General features: G+C 52.5%; 20 protein-coding genes. 11 read left to right on the forward strand and 9 right to left on the reverse strand.

Annotated features, from left to right (window positions below; genetic code table 11):
* Positions 1–3 precede the first annotated feature (3 nt).
* The 5 genes from lpxD to rnhB are packed head-to-tail and all read left to right on the forward strand — an operon-like array spanning position 4 to position 4,127.
* Positions 4–1,065: a UDP-3-O-(3-hydroxymyristoyl)glucosamine N-acyltransferase gene (gene lpxD, locus ACT53C_RS08755; RefSeq protein ID WP_476145577.1), complete on the forward strand. Its 1,062-nt coding sequence runs from the start codon at positions 4–6 to the stop codon at positions 1,063–1,065.
* 8 nt (positions 1,066–1,073) lie between these two features.
* Positions 1,074–1,538 carry a 3-hydroxyacyl-ACP dehydratase FabZ gene (gene fabZ, locus ACT53C_RS08760; protein WP_194748091.1) on the forward strand — a complete coding sequence of 155 codons (465 nt, stop codon included), beginning with the start codon at positions 1,074–1,076 and terminating at the stop codon, positions 1,536–1,538.
* Positions 1,539–1,578: 40 nt separating this feature from the next.
* Positions 1,579–2,358, forward strand: coding sequence for an acyl-ACP--UDP-N-acetylglucosamine O-acyltransferase (gene lpxA / locus ACT53C_RS08765; RefSeq protein WP_476145578.1), 780 nt, complete (start codon positions 1,579–1,581; stop codon positions 2,356–2,358).
* Between the two features lie 12 nt (positions 2,359–2,370).
* A complete protein-coding gene (gene lpxB / locus ACT53C_RS08770; RefSeq protein ID WP_194748087.1) occupies positions 2,371–3,534 on the forward strand; it encodes a lipid-A-disaccharide synthase in 1,164 nt (387 codons plus the stop codon).
* A 5-nt stretch (positions 3,535–3,539) separates the two neighbouring features.
* Positions 3,540–4,127 carry a ribonuclease HII gene (rnhB, locus tag ACT53C_RS08775; protein ID WP_476145579.1) on the forward strand — a complete coding sequence of 196 codons (588 nt, stop codon included), beginning with the start codon at positions 3,540–3,542 and terminating at the stop codon, positions 4,125–4,127.
* Positions 4,128–4,203: 76 nt separating this feature from the next.
* On the opposite strand, the gene fdxA is transcribed toward rnhB, so the two are convergent.
* The 7 genes from fdxA to ACT53C_RS08810 all read right to left on the reverse strand — a co-directional run bounded on the left by fdxA (position 4,204) and on the right by ACT53C_RS08810 (position 10,755).
* Complete coding sequence (gene fdxA / locus ACT53C_RS08780; protein ID WP_194748085.1) at positions 4,204–4,527, reverse strand: ferredoxin FdxA; 324 nt, start codon at positions 4,525–4,527, stop codon at positions 4,204–4,206.
* Between the two features lie 101 nt (positions 4,528–4,628).
* Complete coding sequence (gene cysN / locus ACT53C_RS08785) at positions 4,629–5,903, reverse strand: sulfate adenylyltransferase subunit CysN (protein ID WP_194748083.1); 1,275 nt, start codon at positions 5,901–5,903, stop codon at positions 4,629–4,631.
* Position 5,904: 1 nt separating this feature from the next.
* Positions 5,905–6,834, reverse strand: coding sequence for a sulfate adenylyltransferase subunit CysD (gene cysD, locus ACT53C_RS08790; protein WP_476145580.1), 930 nt, complete (start codon positions 6,832–6,834; stop codon positions 5,905–5,907).
* 72 nt (positions 6,835–6,906) lie between these two features.
* Positions 6,907–7,665: a phosphoadenylyl-sulfate reductase gene (locus ACT53C_RS08795; RefSeq protein WP_476145581.1), complete on the reverse strand. Its 759-nt coding sequence runs from the start codon at positions 7,663–7,665 to the stop codon at positions 6,907–6,909.
* Positions 7,662–8,279, reverse strand: coding sequence for a DUF934 domain-containing protein (locus tag ACT53C_RS08800; RefSeq protein ID WP_476145582.1), 618 nt, complete (start codon positions 8,277–8,279; stop codon positions 7,662–7,664). Before ACT53C_RS08800 ends, ACT53C_RS08795 begins: the two co-directional genes overlap by 4 nt.
* Positions 8,279–9,943, reverse strand: a complete 1,665-nt coding sequence (locus ACT53C_RS08805) for a nitrite/sulfite reductase (RefSeq protein ID WP_476145583.1) — start codon at positions 9,941–9,943, stop codon at positions 8,279–8,281. The genes ACT53C_RS08800 and ACT53C_RS08805 overlap by 1 nt, the downstream gene beginning before the upstream one ends.
* Before the next feature lie 41 nt (positions 9,944–9,984).
* Entirely contained in the window at positions 9,985–10,755 is a 771-nt protein-coding gene (locus tag ACT53C_RS08810; RefSeq protein ID WP_476145584.1) for a sulfite exporter TauE/SafE family protein, read from the reverse strand.
* A gap of 105 nt (positions 10,756–10,860) precedes the next feature.
* Between ACT53C_RS08810 and ACT53C_RS08815 the strand changes: the two genes are divergently transcribed.
* The 6 genes from ACT53C_RS08815 (at position 10,861) to ACT53C_RS08840 (ending at position 17,401) form a co-directional block, all read left to right on the forward strand.
* Positions 10,861–11,787 carry a CysB family HTH-type transcriptional regulator gene (locus tag ACT53C_RS08815; RefSeq protein ID WP_379075667.1) on the forward strand — a complete coding sequence of 309 codons (927 nt, stop codon included), beginning with the start codon at positions 10,861–10,863 and terminating at the stop codon, positions 11,785–11,787.
* 71 nt (positions 11,788–11,858) lie between these two features.
* Positions 11,859–12,401: a DUF302 domain-containing protein gene (locus tag ACT53C_RS08820; RefSeq protein WP_476145585.1), complete on the forward strand. Its 543-nt coding sequence runs from the start codon at positions 11,859–11,861 to the stop codon at positions 12,399–12,401.
* Positions 12,402–12,632: 231 nt separating this feature from the next.
* Positions 12,633–14,120, forward strand: coding sequence for a helicase HerA-like domain-containing protein (locus ACT53C_RS08825; RefSeq protein ID WP_476145586.1), 1,488 nt, complete (start codon positions 12,633–12,635; stop codon positions 14,118–14,120).
* A gap of 24 nt (positions 14,121–14,144) precedes the next feature.
* A complete protein-coding gene (locus ACT53C_RS08830; protein ID WP_476145587.1) occupies positions 14,145–15,788 on the forward strand; it encodes a formate--tetrahydrofolate ligase in 1,644 nt (547 codons plus the stop codon).
* Between the two features lie 10 nt (positions 15,789–15,798).
* On the forward strand, positions 15,799–16,356 hold the full coding sequence (locus ACT53C_RS08835) for an IMPACT family protein (protein WP_476145588.1): 558 nt from the start codon (positions 15,799–15,801) through the stop codon (positions 16,354–16,356).
* 40 nt (positions 16,357–16,396) lie between these two features.
* Positions 16,397–17,401, forward strand: a complete 1,005-nt coding sequence (locus ACT53C_RS08840) for an AI-2E family transporter (protein ID WP_275355687.1) — start codon at positions 16,397–16,399, stop codon at positions 17,399–17,401.
* Positions 17,402–17,732: 331 nt separating this feature from the next.
* On the opposite strand, the gene ACT53C_RS08845 is transcribed toward ACT53C_RS08840, so the two are convergent.
* Together ACT53C_RS08845 and ACT53C_RS08850 are read right to left on the reverse strand one after the other, a co-directional pair.
* Positions 17,733–18,989: a cytochrome-c peroxidase gene (locus ACT53C_RS08845; RefSeq protein WP_476145589.1), complete on the reverse strand. Its 1,257-nt coding sequence runs from the start codon at positions 18,987–18,989 to the stop codon at positions 17,733–17,735.
* Positions 18,990–19,061: 72 nt separating this feature from the next.
* The gene (locus ACT53C_RS08850) at positions 19,062–19,682 is read right to left on the reverse strand and encodes a hypothetical protein (protein ID WP_476145590.1); all 621 of its coding nucleotides are present in this window, start codon (positions 19,680–19,682) and stop codon (positions 19,062–19,064) included.
* Positions 19,683–19,751: the final 69 nt, after the last annotated feature.

Genomic DNA, 19,751 nt, shown 5'->3' on the forward strand with positions numbered 1-19,751 from the left:
TTTATGGCGCAACACTTTACATTACAAGAGATTGTTGCGTCTCTGGGCGGTGAGCTATGCGTTGGCGAGCAATCACAACATGCGACAGCCCTGACCGTGTCTCGCATGGCTTCCTTGTCGCAGGCGCAGCCAGGCAGCATTGCCTTTTTTAACGATACCAAATACACACAATCCTTACAGGCCACCCAGGCATCTGCCATCATTTTACGGCCTGAGCATCAGCATTTAACGGCGCTGCCCTGCATTCTGACGGATAATCCTTATGCGTACTTCGCGCGGCTGTCCGCACTATTGAATCCGCCGCGTACTTATCAGAACCAGATTCATGCAACAGCCGTGCTTGGGCAAGGGGTACAGCATGCGTCTGAGTTAACCGTTGAGGCGCAGGTCTATATTGGGGACCGCGTTGTTCTGGGCGAAGGTGTCAGAATTGGTGCCGGTTGCGTGATCGAAGACGATGTAAGCATTGGGTCGCATACCGTGCTGGAACCGCGTGTGGTGGTCAAGCATGGCAGCCAGATTGGCAGCCATTGCCATTTGTTTTCTGGCTGTATTATTGGAAATGATGGCTTTGGTTACGCAGAAGCGCAGGGCGAATGGGTTAAGATACCGCAGGTAGGCCGGGTAGTGATCGGCAATCACGTGGATATCGGTGCAAATACCACAGTCGATCGTGGCGCTTTGGATGACACTGTCATTGCAGACGGTGTGAAGTTGGACAATTTAATACAGGTCGCCCATAATGTCCGCATTGGCGCGCATACGGTGATTGCTGGCTGCGTGGGCATCGCAGGAAGTGCAGTGATCGGTAAGCATTGCAAAATCGGTGGCGCGGCCATGATTCTGGGCCATCTGCAGATTGCAGATGGTGTCACCATCTCGCCTGGCTCCATGATTATGCGCTCTATCCAGCAGGCCGGCACTTATACGGCGCTCATGCCATTCCAAAAACATGCAGACTGGTTGCGGACCGCGGCCAATATCCGGCATCTGGAACAATATCAGCTCAAGCTCAAGCAGCTTGAGCAAGCAATTAGCAATATACAGAGACATTCAAAAGATTGAGAGAGACTATGGCTGAGAACCCAATGAATAGCATGGATATTCATGAGATATTAGAACACTTACCACACCGTTATCCGTTTGTGCTGGTTGACCGCGTCCTGTCTATGGAGTTGGGTAAAGAGATCACCGCCGTCAAAAACGTTTCGGTCAACGAGCCTTATTTTCCAGGCCATTTTCCATACCACCCTGTGATGCCTGGCGTCTTGATTGTTGAGGCCATGGCGCAGGCGGCAGCCATTCTGTCTTTTAAAACGATGGGTACCAAGCCGACCAATGACTCCGTATATTATTTTGCTGGCATAGACAATGTGCGCTTTAAAAAGCCGGTGTCCCCAGGCGATCAGATCGTGCTCAATGTCAAAATTGACCGTATCCTGAAGGGTATCTGGAAATATGTCGCCGTGGCCAAAGTAGGAGACGAAGTGGTGGCCGAGGCCAACATGATGTGTATCCTGAAAGCCATTGAAAAATAACGATATGATACTGCGCTCATGAGGGCGTAGCAGGCGAAACATGCAAAGTTTGATTCATCCTACCGCAATAATTGATCCCAAAGCCGAGCTGGATAGTTCGGTCGAAGTGGGCGCTTATAGCACCATAGGTGCGGGTGTCCGTATTGATGCGGGTACCAAAATCGCCTCACATGTGGTGATTGAAGGCCCCACCAGGATTGGTAAGCATAACGAGATTTTTCAATTTTCATCGTTAGGGGCAAAGCCACAAGACAAAAAATTCAAGGATGAGCCTACGCTGCTTGAAATCGGTGATCACAATGTCATCCGGGAGTTTTGTACCTTTAATCGTGGCACGGTTCAGGATAAAGGCACGACCAAAATCGGCAGTCATAACTGGATTATGGCTTATGTACATATTGCCCATGATTGCATCGTTGGCAACCATACCATCATGGCGAATAACTCCTCGCTGGCAGGGCATGTCACTATTTATGATCATGCCATTCTTGGCGGCTTTACCTTAATCCACCAATATTGCCAGATCGGTGAGCATATTATTACCGCGGTTGGGTCTGTGGTGTTCAAGGATATTCCGCCCTATGTGACGGCAGCGGGGTATGACGCGCAGCCGCATGGGATTAATGCCGAGGGCCTCAAGCGTAGAGGCTTTAGTGCTGAGACCATACAGCAAATCAAGCGCGCCTATAAAGTGCTTTATCGTCAAGGCTTGTCGTTAGAAGAAGCAAAAGCGGCCTTGGCTGACATGGAAACATCCTGCCCGGAAATTGGCTTGATGACCCGTTTTCTCGCGCAGACCACGCGCGGCATTGTCCGTTAATTCACACACATTATGGCTAAGATTGCAATGGTGGCGGGAGAGGCCTCCGGAGACTTGCTGGGCTATCACTTGATTCAGGAGCTGAAAGCAGCGCAACCTGACGTCGAGATTTTTGGCATTGCGGGTCCTAAAATGATGAGCCTGGGTGCCAAATCCTTATTCCCGATCGAACGTTTATCGGTACGTGGCTATCTTGAAGTGCTCAAGCATCTATGGGGCCTGCTCAAGTTACGTCGCCAGTTGTACAAGCAGATTCTCACTGAAAAGCCCGATGTGTTCATCGGTATTGATGCCCCAGACTTTAACTTTTGGCTGGAGCGTAAGCTCAAAGCCAAGGGCATCGCGACTGTGCATTATGTCAGCCCCTCTATCTGGGCGTGGCGTAAAAACCGGATTCACAAAATCAAGCGGGCGGTTTCACATATGCTCGCCTTGTTTCCGTTTGAACCTGCGCTTTACCAGCAGGTCGGCGTGCCTGTCACCTATATCGGCCATCCTCTGGCGGATGCGCTACCGATGGAGCCGCCTGTTGAGCAAGCCCGCGAGAAACTCAAACTCAAAAAAGACACAGTGGTCATTGCGATGCTGCCTGGTAGCCGCCAGTCAGAGGTGACGTTTCATGCAGAACTTGTTCTGGAAACTGCGATTGTATTTGATCGCCTGATGCGTGAAAACGGCCAGCAAGCGCAGTTTCTGGTGCCATTGGTGACGCGAGAAACCCGCGATATTTTTACCAGTGCCTGGCACCAGTTATTAACGCAAAAACCTGAGACCAGCATAGACCTGCAAATCATGTTCGGCCACGCACATGATGCGATGACAGCCGCAGATGCGGTGCTGGTCGCCTCAGGCACAGCAACACTGGAAGCTGCGTTGCTCAAGAAGCCGATGGTCATTACCTACAAGATGTCTAATATGAGCTGGCAATTGCTTAAACGCATGCGTCTGCAGCCTTATGTTGGCTTGCCTAACATCCTGGCTGGTGAGTTTATTGTGCCTGAATTGCTGCAGGATGACGCGACTCCGGAGCGCATTGCGCAAACACTCTACAATCTGCTGGCTGATAAAGTTGGCTTGAGTGCGCTACAAGAAAAGTATCGCCATATTCACGCGCAGCTCAAGCAAAACAGCGCGCAAAAGGCGGCGGCTGTGATTAGACAATTTCTACAGGCTTAACTGCGATGCATATCCTGTGTGGTATTGATGAAGCAGGTAGGGGGCCTTTGGCTGGCGCAGTGTATGCCGCCGCAGTCATTCTGGATCCGTCCAGACCTATCGCAGGCCTGGCAGACTCGAAAAAGTTATCTGAAGCCAAGCGTGATGCACTGGCGATCACCATCAAAGAACAGGCTTTGGCCTGGGGTATTGCCAACGTCAGCGCGCAAGACATTGATCGGATCAATATCTTGCAGGCCAGTCTGCTCGCCATGCAGCGCGCTTACCAGGCCATGTGCGACCAGTTTCATATACAGGCCACACTGATCCAGGTAGACGGCAATCGTAAACCTGCATTCCAGATCCCTTGTGAGGCCATTGTCAAAGGCGATAGCAAAGTGGCTGAAATTTCGGCAGCCTCTATTTTGGCCAAGACGGCTAGAGATGCTTCATTGCTGGAATTAGACGCGCAATATCCAGAGTATGGCTTTGCCCAGCATAAAGGCTATCCCACCGCGTTGCATCTTGAGCGACTGGCCTTACATGGCGTCACGCCTGAGCACAGGCGCAGTTATGCACCAGTTAAAAAACTGCTCATAGCCATGGACAGTTAAGCACTTGGATGCCAGTCGCAATAAAAAAGCCGCTTTTTAAAAAGCGGCTTTTTTGTGACCTCAAGGCCAGAAAAACTTATTCGACCAGCAGTTCAGTCTTGCCGGATTTGCCATTCATTTCATCGGCATTCGGCAAGGGTTCTTTGCGTGCGGTAATGGTCGGCCAGACTTTTGCCAGACGGGCATTGAGTTCGATAAAGTGCTGCTGGTTGGCTGGCACATCATCTTCAGAGAAAATGGCTTCTGCCGGGCATTCGGCCACACACAGCGTGCAGTCAATGCACTCATCCGGGTTGATTGCCAGAAAGTTAGGGCCTTCAACAAAACAGTCTACCGGGCACACATCTACGCAGTCGGTATATTTGCACTGAATACAATTTTCGGTTACTACATAAGTCATGTTTTAAATCCTTTGTGGGCTTTTAGGGCCAAAACGATATTTTATTGCAATTTAGCCAAATTGACGATGGATGGCTTTGTGTGACATCCGCTTGCGCTGGTTTAGACAATCATGCCTGCGCCAACCGTGTTGTTGGTGCTCTCGTCAATGACGATAAACGCGCCGGTGGCACGGTTTTTATCATAGCTGTCTACCATCAGCGGTTGCGCCAGCTTAAAGCTTACGCGGGCGATATCATTCATTTTGAGATCAGTAGTCGCCTGTTGCTCCAGCGTGTTGACGTCCACCTTGTATTGAATGCTGCCGATTTTCGCTTTGGATTCGCGTGTGGTGTGACGCACTATGTAAGTCCGTGCCGGCGACAATGGGGTTTCTGACAGCCAGCAGACATGTGCTTCAATGTGTTTGACGGCTTCAGGCGCTTGACTGGTTTTCACGATCATATCGCCGCGTGAGGTATCAATCTCATCTTCAAGCAGTAGGGTTACGCTTTGCTCCGTTTGCGCACGTTGCAGTTGCTCGGCACCCAGTTGAATCGCCTTGACTTTAGACTGGTAACCGTTCGGCAATACTGTGACCGCATCACCGACGGCGATTTCGCCGGACTCAACGCGCCCCATAAAGCCACGGAAATCATGCAGGTCGGGATTGGCTGAATCATGTGGGCGGCAGACAAACTGTACCGGGAAGCGGAAGGCTTCTGATGCCTCGCTATTTGAAGCCGGGGCCGCTTCCAGCAGCTCCAGCAAGGTTTCGCCCTGGTACCAGTTCAGATTCTCCAGACGGTCTACCAGCATGTCACCATTGAGTGCAGACATGGGGATGAATTTGATGTCACGCGCTTGCGCTAGACCGATCTCGGTGGCGAATGCCGTGTAATCCGCCTTGATTTTGTCAAAGACGGCTTGGTCATAATTGACCAGATCCATCTTGTTCACTGCCACGACAATATGGGGAATGCCGACCAGATGCGCCAGATAACTGTGGCGGCGGGTTTGGGTCAGTACGCCTTTACGGGCATCAATCAGGATAATCGCCAGGTTAGCCGTTGATGCGGCGGTCACCATGTTGCGGGTGTATTGCTCGTGACCAGGGGCATCGGCGATGATGTATTTGCGGGTGCCAGTGCTGAAATAGCGGTAAGCCACATCAATGGTAATGCCTTGTTCGCGCTCGGCTTGTAAACCATCGGTCAGCAAGGAGAGATCCACGGCTTCCATGCCGCGTTTTTTCGAGGTACGTTCAATGTTGTTGAGCGTATCTGCCAGGATGGTTTTAGTGTCATACAGCAAGCGGCCAATCAGCGTGCTTTTGCCATCATCCACGCTGCCGCAGGTCATGAAGCGCAGCAAAGAGTCGTTGTGTTGTGTTGTCATATTAGAAATAACCTTCTTTCTTACGCTGCTCCATCGAAGCCTCGGAAGTTTGATCGTCCAGACGCGTTGCGCCACGCTCGGTAATGGTGGTGGTGGCGGTTTCTAGCACGATTTTGCTCACATCATCGGCATCAGAAATGACGGGCGCTGTACAGGTGACGTCACCGACGGTACGGAAACGTACCTGCATGTTGATGACTTCTTCACCGGCCTTGGGCTGGTTGATCAATTCGCCAGAAGTCAGCGGCACGTTGACCGGGAAAATCGCACCATGACGCATCACCACATCGCGCTGGTGGGCAAAGTAGATGCTAGGCAGCTCCAGTTTTTCACGCTCGATATATTGCCAGACATCCATTTCCGTCCAGTTTGAGATCGGGAAGGCGCGGATGTTTTCCCCTTTGTGCACACGGGCGTTGTACAGGTTCCATAATTCCGGGCGCTGGTTTTTCGGATCCCATTGGCCAAACTCGTCACGGAAACTCATGATCCGTTCCTTGGCGCGCGCTTTTTCTTCATCACGGCGGGCGCCGCCGATGCAGCAGTCAAAACCGAACTCTTCAATGGCTTCCAGCAGGGTCACCGACTGATGTTTGTTGCGTGGCTCATCCGGCGTTTTCAGCACCACAGTGCCACGCTTCATGGAGTCTTCCACTGAACGCACAATCAGGCGCTCGCCTAGCTCGGCAGCGCGCTGGTCACGGAAATTGACCACTTCCTGATAGTTGTGACCGGTGTCGATATGCATGAGCGGGAAAGGGAAGCGACCTGGGCGGAAGGCTTTTTCTGCCAGACGCAAAATGCACAACGAATCCTTGCCGCCGGAGAACAGCAACACAGGGTTGGCGCACTGACCAGCCACTTCACGCAGGATATGAATGGCTTCAGCTTCGAGCCAGTCGAGATGTGATAAAGGTTGTTTCGTTGTCATCTTAATTTATTACCAATCAAATTTTTACCGCCGATCAACGTAGATACACGTTTAACGTTTACCGGCAGTTAACTATTTCTTTACGTGCAAACCGCACTCTTTGCTGGTCGGATCTTCCCACCACCAGCGACCGGCACGGATATCTTCACCCATGGCGACGGCACGCGTACAAGGCGCACAGCCAATGCTGGGGTAAAACTGGTCATGCAGGGCGTTGTAAGGCACTTCATGCAACCGGATATAGGCCCAGACTTCCTTTTCTGTCCAGTCACTGAGCGGGTTGAATTTTTCCAAGCGATTGCCTGCGTCAAATTCACGGACAGGCAAATTGCTGCGAGTGGTAGCTTGTTCAGCACGCATGCCGGTGATCCAGGCTTGTTTGCCAGACAGTGCACGTTGCAGCGGTTCCACCTTGCGCATATGGCAGCAGGCCTTACGCAGTTCAATGCTTTCATAGAAAGCATTGATGCCCTGGGTACGCACATACTGCTCTACGGCTTCATGCTTGGGGAAAAACACCACTGGTTTGGTGGCATAGGTGTGCTCAACTTCGCCCATCAGGGTGTAGGTTTCTGCGGGCAGTCGACCCGTGTCCAGTGAGAAAATCTCGATGGGCAGGGCCTCTTTGGCGATCATGTCAGTCAACACCATGTCTTCAGCACCATAGCTATTGGCAAAAGTGATGGCCGGAAACTCTGCTGCCGCAGACTGAAGCAGGGCTACTACTTGGGCACGCTTGGCCTGGACAGAAGCAGCCAGGGCTTCTGTCAGCTCAGGGCGCGTTGCAGGATTGCTGGCTGCCGGTTTGAGCATGCTGACGCCGAAACTCATGCGCGCTGTATCCTTCTCCACACTGGCACATCACCTACCGCACCCTGATAGGGCTGGCTGAAGTCATTCAGGCTGGCCAGTGCATCTTCGGCCGAGCGGTCAGCACGAATTAAAAAGCTGGTGAAGCCTGCGCGCTTGTGAAAGAACAATTGATCACGCAATACATCGCCAATCGCGCGCAATTCGTTTTTAAACCCATAACGCGTGCGTAGCCAGTTGCCCAAGGTGAAAATGCGGCCATCGGCAAAGCGTTCCACATAAATCGCAATGATTGGCAAGGTATTCAAATCTGCAAATTCGGCTTGCAGTGTCTCGGCGGTTTCGTTGGTGGCCAGCACAATGCCGAGCTCACCAGCTGCCAGGCGCGCTTGCAACTCTGTCTTGCGGGCCTGCCAGACAGCGAGCGGCACCAGAATTTTGCCGGTGGCTGGTATCTGCGTATTGGCAATTTGTTCAGGACTATAGGTTTGCTCGCCAGTCAGTTTGAACAGCACGACTTTACCGGCCTGCTTGCGGACAGACTCTTCAGCCGGGGCCGGTGGGACCACGCGGGTCCAGGTATCTGCCACAATGCTGGCCTGGCCGTTGCTGCCCAGTTGAATTAATTGACTCATTATGCAGACTCCTTCTCAGCGTAGACGTGGGCCTTGAACGGCGCTACGCCCAAACGACGTACCGTGTCGATAAAACGCTCTTCGTCGCTACGCTCACGCACATAGACCTCAATCAGGCGTTTGACTACGCCTGGCATTTCTTCTGCCGAGAATGAAGGGCCGATCACGGTACCGATGCTGGCATCATTACCTTGCTTGCCACCAATGGTGACCTGGTACCACTCCGAACCATCCTTATCCACACCCAGAATGCCGATATGGCCGACATGGTGATGGCCGCAGGCATTCATGCAACCAGAGATATTGAGCTCAAGGTCACCGATTTCATACAGGTAGTCCAGATTGTCGAACTGCATCTGAATGGCTTCGGCAATCGGAATCGATTTGGCATTGGCCAGGCTGCAGAAGTCACCGCCAGGGCAGCAGATAATGTCCGTCAGCAAGCCGATGTTAGGCGTGGCCAGACCGGCTGCGCGGGCTTTTTCCCACACGTCAAACAGGTCGGACAATTGCACGTCGGCCAGAATCAGGTTTTGCTCGTGGGAGGAGCGCAGCTCGCCAAAACTGTAGGCATCGGCCAAGTCAGCCACCACGTGCATTTGCTCGCTGGTAATGTCCCCAGGCGCTTTGCCGTGTGGTTTCAGTGACAAGGTCACCGCGCGATAGCCTGCAACACGGTGCGCATGGACACAACGTTTGACCCAGGCAGCAAATGCCGGATTGCTGGCTACGGCAGCATCAAAAGAGGCATCATGCGCTGGTAATGTTTTGTATGGCATGGGCTCAAAGTAATGCGCCACGCGGTCTAGTTCGGCTTGAGTGATGGTGAGTGGACCGTCTTTGAGGTGGGCCCATTCCTCATCTACCTGGCGTCTGAACTCATCAATGCCCAGCGCCTTCACCAGAATCTTGATGCGGGCTTTGTAGATGTTGTCACGACGGCCGTGAATGTTATAGACACGGATCACCGCTTCGCAGTAAGACAACACATGTTGCCATTCCAGATGTTCGCGAATCACGGTGCCCAGGATCGGTGTACGGCCCAAGCCACCACCCACCCAGACTTTGATTGCCATCTGGCCTTGTGCGTCTTTGTAAAATTCGAGGCCAATGTCATGCGCCTGCACAATCGCACGGTCTTGTTCAGTGCCTGAGACGGCAATCTTGAACTTGCGTGGCAACAGGGCGAATTCAGGGTGGAAGGTACTCCACTGGCGCATGATTTCAGCAATGGCGCGCGGATCAATGATTTCATCTGGCGCAATGCCGGCAAACTGGTCGGTCGTGATATTACGGATGCAGTTGCCTGAGGTTTGAATAGCGTGCATTTCTACCGTCGCCAGTTCAGCCAGAATCTCTGGAGTATCTTCCAGCTTGGGCCAGTTGAGCTGCAAGTTCTGACGGGTACTAAAGTGACCATAGCCACGGTCATAGCGCTTGGCAATGTCTGCCAGTTTGCGTAATTGTTTGCTGGACATGAGTCCGTAAGGTACGGCAATCCGCAGCATCGGTGCATGGCGCTGGATATACAGGCCATTTTGCAGGCGCAGTGGGCGGAACTCTTCATCCGTGAGTTCGCCTGCCAAATAGCGGCTGGTCTGGTCGCGGTACTGGGCGACACGTTCATTGACAATTTGTTGGTCTATAGGATCGTATTTGTACATGCTTGAGTCACTTTGTTCGCAAAAAGCGAAGAGGCAGTATTTTAATGGAAAACTAGCTTAAAGCCTACATAAATCAATATCATAGCCAAGGCAATACGTACCCAGTGTTCTGCAACACGTGAGCTCATATGGCTACCCAGGTAAATGCCCGGTATGGAACCGATCAGCAAGGTGCCGAGTAACTGGTAGTCTATGGTACCCAGAGAGGCATGGCCCAGGCCGGCCACCAGCGTCAGCGGCACGGCATGCGCAATATCACTGCCGACAATCGTGGTGATTTTCTCCTTGGGATATAGCAGAATCAGCGCTGTTACCCCTAGCGCGCCCGCACCGACCGAGGTCAGCGTGACCAGCGCGCCCAGTACCACCCCAAGTAATACGGTGGCCGGAGGTACATAATGGGCTGGAATCCATTCGTCTTTGGAGACTAAAGCGATTAATTTGTTGCGTAACAGCACGGCCGCTGAGGTCACCATCAAGGCAATGCCTAACCAGAATTTGATTGTGGATACCACTGCGCCTGACTGTAAATCCATGCTGTGCAAGGCCCACAGGGTTAACAGAGACGCCGGAACGCTACCCATGGCCAAGCGTTTGACGATACGCCAGTCAATATTCCCCAGTTTGCCATGCGCAAAAATCCCCACAGATTTTGTGATCGAGGCATAGAGCAGGTCTGTTCCTACGGCGACGGCGGGCTTGATGTTATAAATAAGCAACAGAATCGGCGTCATTAATGAGCCGCCGCCAACGCCCGTCAGACCAACCAAAAAGCCCACGACAAAGCCTGCCAATATGTATCCGAATTCCATGAGGAGTATCTTGAAAAGTTAAGCGCGGCATCATAACAAGTTTTTAAGTGTTGATTTAATAATAAATTCTTCTATGATATAGCTTTTGGTTATAAAGGGTGATCTATGAAGTTTCACCAGTTACGGTATGTGCATGAGGTGGTGCGGCAGCATTTGAATATTTCTGCTGCCTCTGAGGCATTGCATACCTCCCAACCTGGGGTCAGCAAGCAAATTCAGCTGTTAGAGGAAGAGTTGGGATTGCAGATTTTTCAGCGTAATGGCAAACGCCTCATCGGCGTGACTGAGCCTGGCCGTAAAATTGTCGAGCTGGCCGCACGTGTCATGCTGGACATGCAGAATATCAAACGGGTGGGCGACGAATACAGCCGCGAAGACAGTGGTGAACTGACCATTGCCACTACCCATACGCAAGCGCGTTATCGCCTGCCTGCTGCGGTCAAGCAGTTCATGGCGCAGTATCCCAATGTGAAATTGACGATTCATCAGGGCAACCCGTCGCAAGTCACCGAACAGGTTGCTGCCGGAGAAGCCGATATCGGCATTGCGACCGAGAACATCAGCAAGGATGACCGTTTGTCGTGCTTGCCATGCTACAGCTGGAACCGGTGTCTGGTCGTGCCGTCGCAACATCCCTTGCTGGAAAAGAAAACCATCAGCCTGAAAGATCTGGTCAACTATCCGCTGATCACCTATGACTTTGCCTTTACTGGCGGCACACTGGTGTCTAAAGTCTTTCACGATGCCGGTTTGCAGCCCAATGTGGTGTTTACGGCGATTGATGCCGACGTGATCAAAACCTATGTCAATCTGGGGCTGGGTATTGGGTTGATTGCCAATATGGCTTATGAGGAAACTCGCGATGCACCGCTAAAAAGCCTGGACTGCAGCCATCTTTTTCCTGACAGTACCACTTATTTGGGTGTGCGCAGGGATGCTTTTTTGCGTGATTACATGCTTAACTTTATTACCATGCTGTCACCGCAATATGACAAGCGCAGTGTGCAACGGGCCTTGCATCAGGACTTGTGATGCGCGTCACATTGGTCTGCGTAGCGGCATGCTGTAATGCTGCATAGTCTTTACAGATAGAGAGGTCTTTCATGCGTTTAAGTCACCTCAAGGGATGGTGTTGCCTCTGTTTTTTTATCCATTGCTCGGTTTGGGCCGCGCCGGCGCATGTCCGTGTCATTGGTCATGGCATGCCAGACGTCGATCTCGATAACGCCATTTATGAAGTGCCGGTGCAGCCTGACGTGAGCTACCAGGATCTGGTGGATAGCCTTAAATCGCTCTCTGAGGGCATGAATTTTGTAAACCCTGCAAACTTCCCGATTGGTGACCATATGAAACAACGCGGCCAGGATCCGCAAGGCATCAAAGAAGTCCGCACCTTTTGTAACCTGAGCATGGGTACCGAAATTATCCTCGATCACCCCGAATTTCTGGTGTTTGCGCCTTGTCGCCTGGCCATTTATGAAAAGCCGGATGCGCACGGCAAGCGGCAACTTTATCTGGGCCTGGACAGACCCACGCATGACTTGAAAAATATCAAGCATCCCACCGCCAGGGCGCAAGCCTCGGCACAACAGCTTGAAAATGCCTTGATTGAGTTGATGGAAAAAGCCCGACGTGGGGATTTTTGATAGTTCTTATAAAAACATTTTTTAACCACAGAGAACACAGAGGCCACAGAGGGAGCAGCATCAATCCGCTATGTTCTGATTTACTGTGGTGCACACTCATCGCTTTTCTCGGTGTTCTCTGTGGCTAAAAGTTTTTTAAACGATTTCTCATTTAAGGCAAAACAACAATCTTCCACTTTTTAGAGCCATCCCCTATACTCAACTTAACTTTAATTGTTAAGAGTGCATTCCATGGTTCAACCTATGCTCATCGCAAAAAATAATGACATCGAAAGTGTGATGCTGCCCAAAATGGCCAACCGTCATGGCCTGATCGCCGGGGCTACCGGGACAGGTAAAACGGTCACTTTACAAAGCCTGGCGGAGCAGTTTTCGCGTATTGGTGTGCCGGTATTTATGGCTGATGTGAAGGGCGATTTGTCTGGCATGAGTCAGGTTGGCGGTGGCAACGCCAAGGTGGAGGCGCGTGTGCAGCAGCTGGCGCTGACTGGCTATGCGAATAAAGCCTATCCAGTCATGTTCTGGGATATGTTTGGTGAAAAAGGCCATCCGGTGCGCACCACCTTGAGTGAGATGGGACCGTTGCTGCTGGCACGCATGCTGAACCTTAATGAGGTGCAGGGCGGTGTCTTGAATGCGATTTTCAAAATCGCCGATGACAATGGCATGCTGCTACTGGATTTAAAGGATTTGCGCGCCATGGCGCAACATTGTGCCGAAAATGCCGCCACCTATCAGACCCAGTACGGCAATATTTCTACCGCCAGTGTTGGTGCCATTCAGCGTGCCTTGTTGCAGCTGGAAACCGAAGGTGGTGATGTGCTGTTTGGTGAGCCAGCCTTGAATCTCGAAGACATGATGCAAACCGATGGCAAAGGATTGGGATTTATCAATATTCTGGCTGCGGATAAGCTGCTAAATTCGCCACGCGTGTATGCGACGCTTTTGCTGTGGTTGCTCTCCGAGTTGTTTGAAAAACTGCCTGAAGTCGGTGACCTGGAAAAGCCAAAACTGGTGTTTTTCTTTGATGAGGCGCATTTGCTGTTTAATGATGCGCCGACCATTCTGATGCAAAAAATCGAGCAGGTAGTGCGCCTGGTGCGCTCCAAAGGCGTGGGCGTCTACTTTGTGTCGCAAAACCCGCTGGATATTCCGGATGTGGTGTTGGGTCAATTGGGTAATCGGGTGCAGCATGCCTTGCGCGCGTTTACCCCGCGCGACCAGAAAGCGGTACAAGTGGCGGCTCAAACCTTTCGTGCCAATCCCAAGCTGGATGTTGCCACAGCGATTACCGAGTTAGGCGTGGGCGAGGCGCTGGTATCATTTTTGGATGAAAAAGGCGCGCCGACGCCGGTTGAGCGCGTGTTTGTCTGTCCACCCGAGAGCCGGATCGGACCGGCGACCGATGTGGAGCGCAAGCAGGTGATGGCGCAGTCTCTGGTGGTGGGCGTATACGACAAGCTGGTGGATCGTGAATCTGCGTATGAGATTCTCAAGCAGCGGGCGGAGCAGGCCAGTGCTGCGACGCAGGCACAACAACAGGAAGAAAGTTCAGGCTTTGATTTGGGCGGCATCCTGGGCGGTAAAACCAGCCGCTCAGACTCGGTGCTGGAGTCTGCGGCCAAATCAGCCGCGCGCGCCATCGGCTCACAACTGGGGCGGGCGATTATCCGTGGCGTGCTAGGCTCCATCATGGGGAATGGCAAAAGCAAGCGTTAACCGTGAAGTCAGTCAGGAAGAGACATGCTCAGTGATATCGCGATCGCCCAGGCCGCCACGCTAACGCCCATCGTTAACATAGCCAGCAAACTTGGGCTGGTGGCGGACGATGTGCATGCCTATGGTCAGCATATGGCCAAACTGACGCAGGCCACCGTCAACCGCTTGCAGGCGCAACCTGCCAAAGCCAAACTGATCCTGGTCACGGCGATCAATCCGACCCCGGCAGGCGAAGGCAAAACCACGACCACGATAGGATTGACCGATGCCTTGAATCAGGCCGGGTATCAGGCAATGGCCTGTTTGCGTGAACCCTCTTTGGGCCCGGTGTTTGGGATGAAAGGCGGGGCGACCGGCGGCGGCTACGCGCAGGTGGTGCCAATGGAAAATATTAACCTGCATTTTACCGGTGATTTTCATGCCATCAGTGCGGCCAATAATTTGCTGGCTGCCCTTGTAGATAACCATATATATCAGGGCAATGCGCTGCAGTTTGACACCGTCAGCTGGCGCCGCTGTATAGATATGAATGATCGCGCCTTAAGACGGCTCACGCTGGAAAATAATACCCATACCGGCTTTGATATCACCGTCGCCAGTGAGGTGATGGCCATTTTTTGCTTGGCGACCGATCTGGCCGATTTGACGTCTAGACTGGGAAGGATTCAGGTCGGCTTGAGTGCAGCAGGCAGCCCGATTCTGGCGAGTGACTTGCAGGCTGAGGGCGCCATGGCTGCCTTGCTTAAAGATGCTTTTCAACCCAATCTGGTACAGACCCTGGAAGGGTCGCCGGCGCTGGTACATGGGGGACCGTTTGCCAATATTGCCCATGGATGTAATTCTCTGGTGGCGACAAAGACCGCCTTGCGCCTGGCGGATTATGTGGTGACTGAAGCTGGCTTCGGTGCCGACCTCGGTGCAGAAAAATTCATGGATATCAAATGCCGCCAGTCTGGCCTGCGGCCGGATGTGGCGGTGATCGTTGCCACGGCGCGCGCCTTGAAATATCACGGTGGGGTGGATGTGGCGGACTTGAACCGCGAAAACCTTGCCGCTCTACAGGTAGGCGTGGCCAACCTTCGCAAGCATGTGACGAATTTACGCCAGCATTTCAATTTGCCGGTGGTGGTGGCGCTGAATCATTTTACCGCGGATACCGAGGCCGAAATCGCGTTAGTACAGGCAGCCGTGCAAGCCTTGGGCGCCAGTCTGCATGTCTGCCATCACTGGGCACAGGGCGGCGCCGGGGCGATTGCGCTGGCGCACGCGGTGGCTGACCAGGCCCAACAAGCATCGACGCCTTCGTTATTGTATGCAGACGATTTGTCCCTGACTGAAAAGCTAGACACTATTGCGCAAAAACTCTATGGCGCCAGCGGGGTGACCTTTAGTGTGCTGGCACAACAGCAACTTGCCCGTCTGGCAGAAGTGAGCCAGGGCCTGCCGGTGTGTGTCGCCAAAACGCAGTATTCGTTCTCGTGTGACCCCAAGTTGCGCAATGTGCCCGCGGATCATGTATTGCATGTGCGAGAGCTGCGTTTGTCGCGTGGTGCAGGCTTTGTCGTCGCTATCTGTGGAGACGTGATGACCATGCCCGGCTTGCCCAAACAGCCCGCCAGCAGCCGGATTAGCGTCGATGCAGATGGTAGAATACAGGGGTTATCCTGAAGTCTGTGTCATGCAAACGTTTAGCCAACTCGGTCAAGCCGATCAAACCATCAATAAATCCCGCTTTATCGCCCGCGCCAAGCGCTGTGAAAACGAGCGCGAACTGGCCCTGTTTTTACGTCAGTTTGCCAGCGAGCATCAAACTGCCGGCCACTTGGCGTATGCGTTTCGCATGAAAACTCCAGAGGGCATGGTCGCGCGGTTTTCAGATGCCGGTGAGCCGGCAGGCACGGCGGGTAAACCCATCATGCAAATGCTGGATGGGCAGAATTATGTCAATTGCTGTGTGGCGGTGGTGCGCTATTATGGTGGCATCAATTTAGGCACTGGCGGTTTGGTGCGCGCGTATGGTGGCACGGCCAAGCAGGCCATGGATCAAGCCGGAAACATGCCTTTCGTCGAGATGGTGCAACTGAAGATCTCAACCAGTTATAAACGGGTAGATGAACTGACCCGCGAAGTACAAAAGTGCCAGGGCGAAATTCTGGACAAGCAGTTTGATGAGGCTGTGCATTTTCTGCTCAAGCTGCCCATGGATGCCGCCCAACAAATACGCGCCAAGTTTTAGTCGCGCAATAGACTGAACAACTGAGGAACCGGAGTTCGACGTGAACCAAACCCAACGACTGGATACTGCCACCTGTTTGCTCATGGTAGGGTTAATGTGGCTGGTATTGCAGGTGCAATTATTGCCCGCGTTACTGGTTGGCATGCTGGTGTTTGAGCTGATACATGTCATTTCGCCGCTCATTGCACGCAAATTGCCGGGTAAATATGCCAAATGGCTGGCAGTCATGCTGATTGCCACGCTGGTGATCGGTCTGCTGGTTGCCTTGGGCATGGGGATTGTAACGCTGATCCGCAGTGACAGCGGCGGTTTGGCCATGTTGTTTGATCAACTGGCTAAAATCATTGAAGACTCGCGCAAAGTGTTGCCGCCCTGGCTCAACGAGCGTTTGCCTGATGATGCGATTACCTTGCAGCAAACCGTGATTGAGTGGTTACGTTCACATTCGGCAGATTGGCAATTGCTGGGCAAGGAGGCCGGGCATCATCTGGCGCATATTCTGATCGGCATGGTGATCGGGGCCATGGTCGCCTTGCATGATGTGCAAACACACGGTAACCATAAACCGCTTGCGCAAAGCCTGCTCAATCGCATCACGCTGTTTGCGCTGGCGTTTAAAAATATCGTGTTTGCGCAGGTGAAAATTTCCGCGGTCAACGCCAGCCTGACCGCGATTTACCTGATCGTGATTTTGCCGTTGTGCGGTGTACATCTACCATTCACCAAGACCATGATTGCGATTACTTTTCTGGTTGGCTTGCTGCCTGTGGTGGGCAACCTGATGTCCAATACTGTGATTGTCATAGTCAGTACCAGTCATTCCTTTGTGATCGCCATGGGCTCGCTGGCTTTTCTCATCGTCATTCACAAGCTGGAATACTTTTTAAACGCGCGTATTGTTGGCGGGCAAATCCGCGCGCACGCCTGGGAGTTGCTGGTCGCCATGTTACTGATGGAGGCCACCTTTGGGCTGCCGGGCATCGTCGCTGCGCCGGTTTACTATGCCTACCTTAAAAGCGAGTGTCGGGCACGGGAGTGGGTTTAAGGGCTGCAATGTCTGGATATTCGGTAAAAACATTAATCAGCCATGGCGGTCATGCTCACATTTGTCAGTCTGGCCTGGCGTGGTCGGAGGTTGAAACAGATGACCCGAACGGGCCATTGTGGCGGCTTAACCAGGCAAGTATTCTACACACATCGCAAGGACACAAGAAATGACAGGGTTTAATCTAAAAGTATTATGGTTTGGATTGCTCATCCTGCTCATTGTCAGCATTTTGGATGCTTTTGTGTAATTGTGGCGTGTTTTTCAAGTTTAAAGTCTCTTTGGCCCCGACCCGTCGGGGCTTTTTCTTTTTGGGGATAGCGCGCTGCGATTATGGTGCTCTGGCCAGGCGGCTGCCAGTGCGCGCTTCATCGTTGAGCGTTTTTAAAAAGGCCACAATCGCGTCGATCTCCTTTGCATCCAGCGGAGCGGGGTCACCAGGCTGTTGGCCAAACGGGGCTTTCATCTCGATATTGTCTTGATACTTTTCTGGCAGGTCATTGAATTTGAGGCGCTTGCCGGTACGGTCATGCGGATACCATTTTTCTGGCGCGGTATCGCGTTCGGCATAAAAGCGCACGGCATCTCTGAGGGTGTGTACCACGCCATTATGAAAAAAGCTTTTTTTGCGCGCCACATTGCGCAGCGTCGGCACCTTAAACAAGCCACAGTACTCTGCATTCAAATCCTGTCTGGCCGGGCCGCACAAGCCGAGGTCGTAATAGTGCCGGTCATGATTTTGCGCGATGTGTGGATTGCGTGGCAGACCCAGCGCAGCATAGCCATGATCGGTAAATTGCGGCAGGGCACCATGGACGACTGCTGCCTGGTGGCAACTGGCACAGTTACCTTTATTGGGATCCATAAATAGCCGAAAGCCTTTTTCTTCCAGCGGTGTAAAGCTGGCATTGCCTTGCATGACGTGATCAAACTTGCTGGAGTAGGGGGCAAATTCTGCCGCGTCTTGCTGGTAGGTTTGCAAGGCCAATAAAACCGAATCTGTGAGGGCGGCGTCTGACTGCAAACTTTCTGCGCCAAACAGTTGTGTGAACATTTGGGGATAGGTGGTGCGTATTCTTTTTGCGATTAGCGCTGGCGTTGAGGCCATTTCATTGCTTGAGAACAAAGGAATTTTTGCTTGTTCTGCCAAGGTATTTACCCGGCCATCCCAAGTGTAGCCACCGGCTGGCCCATTATCAAACCCCGGCTGTAGCCCCTCATCTTCAGTGTAATGTTCTGTGAAAGGGGGTGTGGATTGCAAATACATCAGCGTAGGGACGGCCCTTGTCCCCATGAGTTGCATATGCTCACCGCCCTTTTGTACCGGTTTGGGGTTGTTTGGCGTAAAGCCATACTCCGCCTGATGGCAGCTGGCACAGGATAGTTTGCCCGACGCCGACAGTTGCCTATCATGGAACAGTTGCTTCCCCAGTGCGGTTAATGTCTGGTGACGTGCGGCGGCTGACAAGGCATTGGCGGGTTGTGACGCTTGCGCGGGCACTACGGAGAAGGCGTCATCTTCATGCGCGGTCAATGGCAATGCAGCAAGGCAAAACAGGTAGAGCAATAAGGTTTTCAAGGTGGACATGGTCGTGACTGAAGTGAGTAAAAAAGCGGATAAACAAGCTGCTCATCCGCTTTGTTGATCACAAAGAGGTGATTATTTGGACTGACGTCTGCGCAACATAAGACCCGTCAAGCCCAAGCCAGCCAGCATCATTGCCGTGTTGCTGGCTTCAGGAACGGCCGCGGCGGTGACGCGCACAGCACTTCCGGAGAGCGCACTGATGGTAACGCCTGCGTCGGTGCTTTGGAACATGTTGCTGGTGCTGGCCGCATCTTGTGTATCTACCAGTGCGCTATAGCCAGTCGCCCCAAATTGGCCTGAACCGAAAATAATGTCATAGCTGCCTGCTGTCAGGTGAACGGTGCTGCCCAGGGACGCGAGTTGATCGCCACCGTTGGCAGAAAAAACCGTATGTGCCAGGCTGTTGGCGGCCAAGGTGCTGCTGTTCCAGTCGCCCGCTTTGACAATGGCACCAAAAATATTGCCATCTGAGAATTGGCTAAAGTTTCCGCCAATGTAGGAAATATCCATACTGTTGCTCAAGGTGAGGCGCACGCCCAGGTAATCCGTGTTGTCGATGATATAGCTACCGACGGCGGCAGATTCGCTCACATAGTCCGCACTGGAAAACACGATGGTAGGGGTGGCCGCAAAGCTGCTGTTAGATGCCAAGGTGAAGGCTACCAAGCTGGCAAAGCCCAAAGATTTGATCATGATTCTTCTCCAAAAATTAAGATTCAGTCAGCGCAATTGAGGGGCTCAATTGCGCTGTATTTTTTATGA

Source organism: Methylophilus sp. DMC14 (assembly GCF_056314085.1).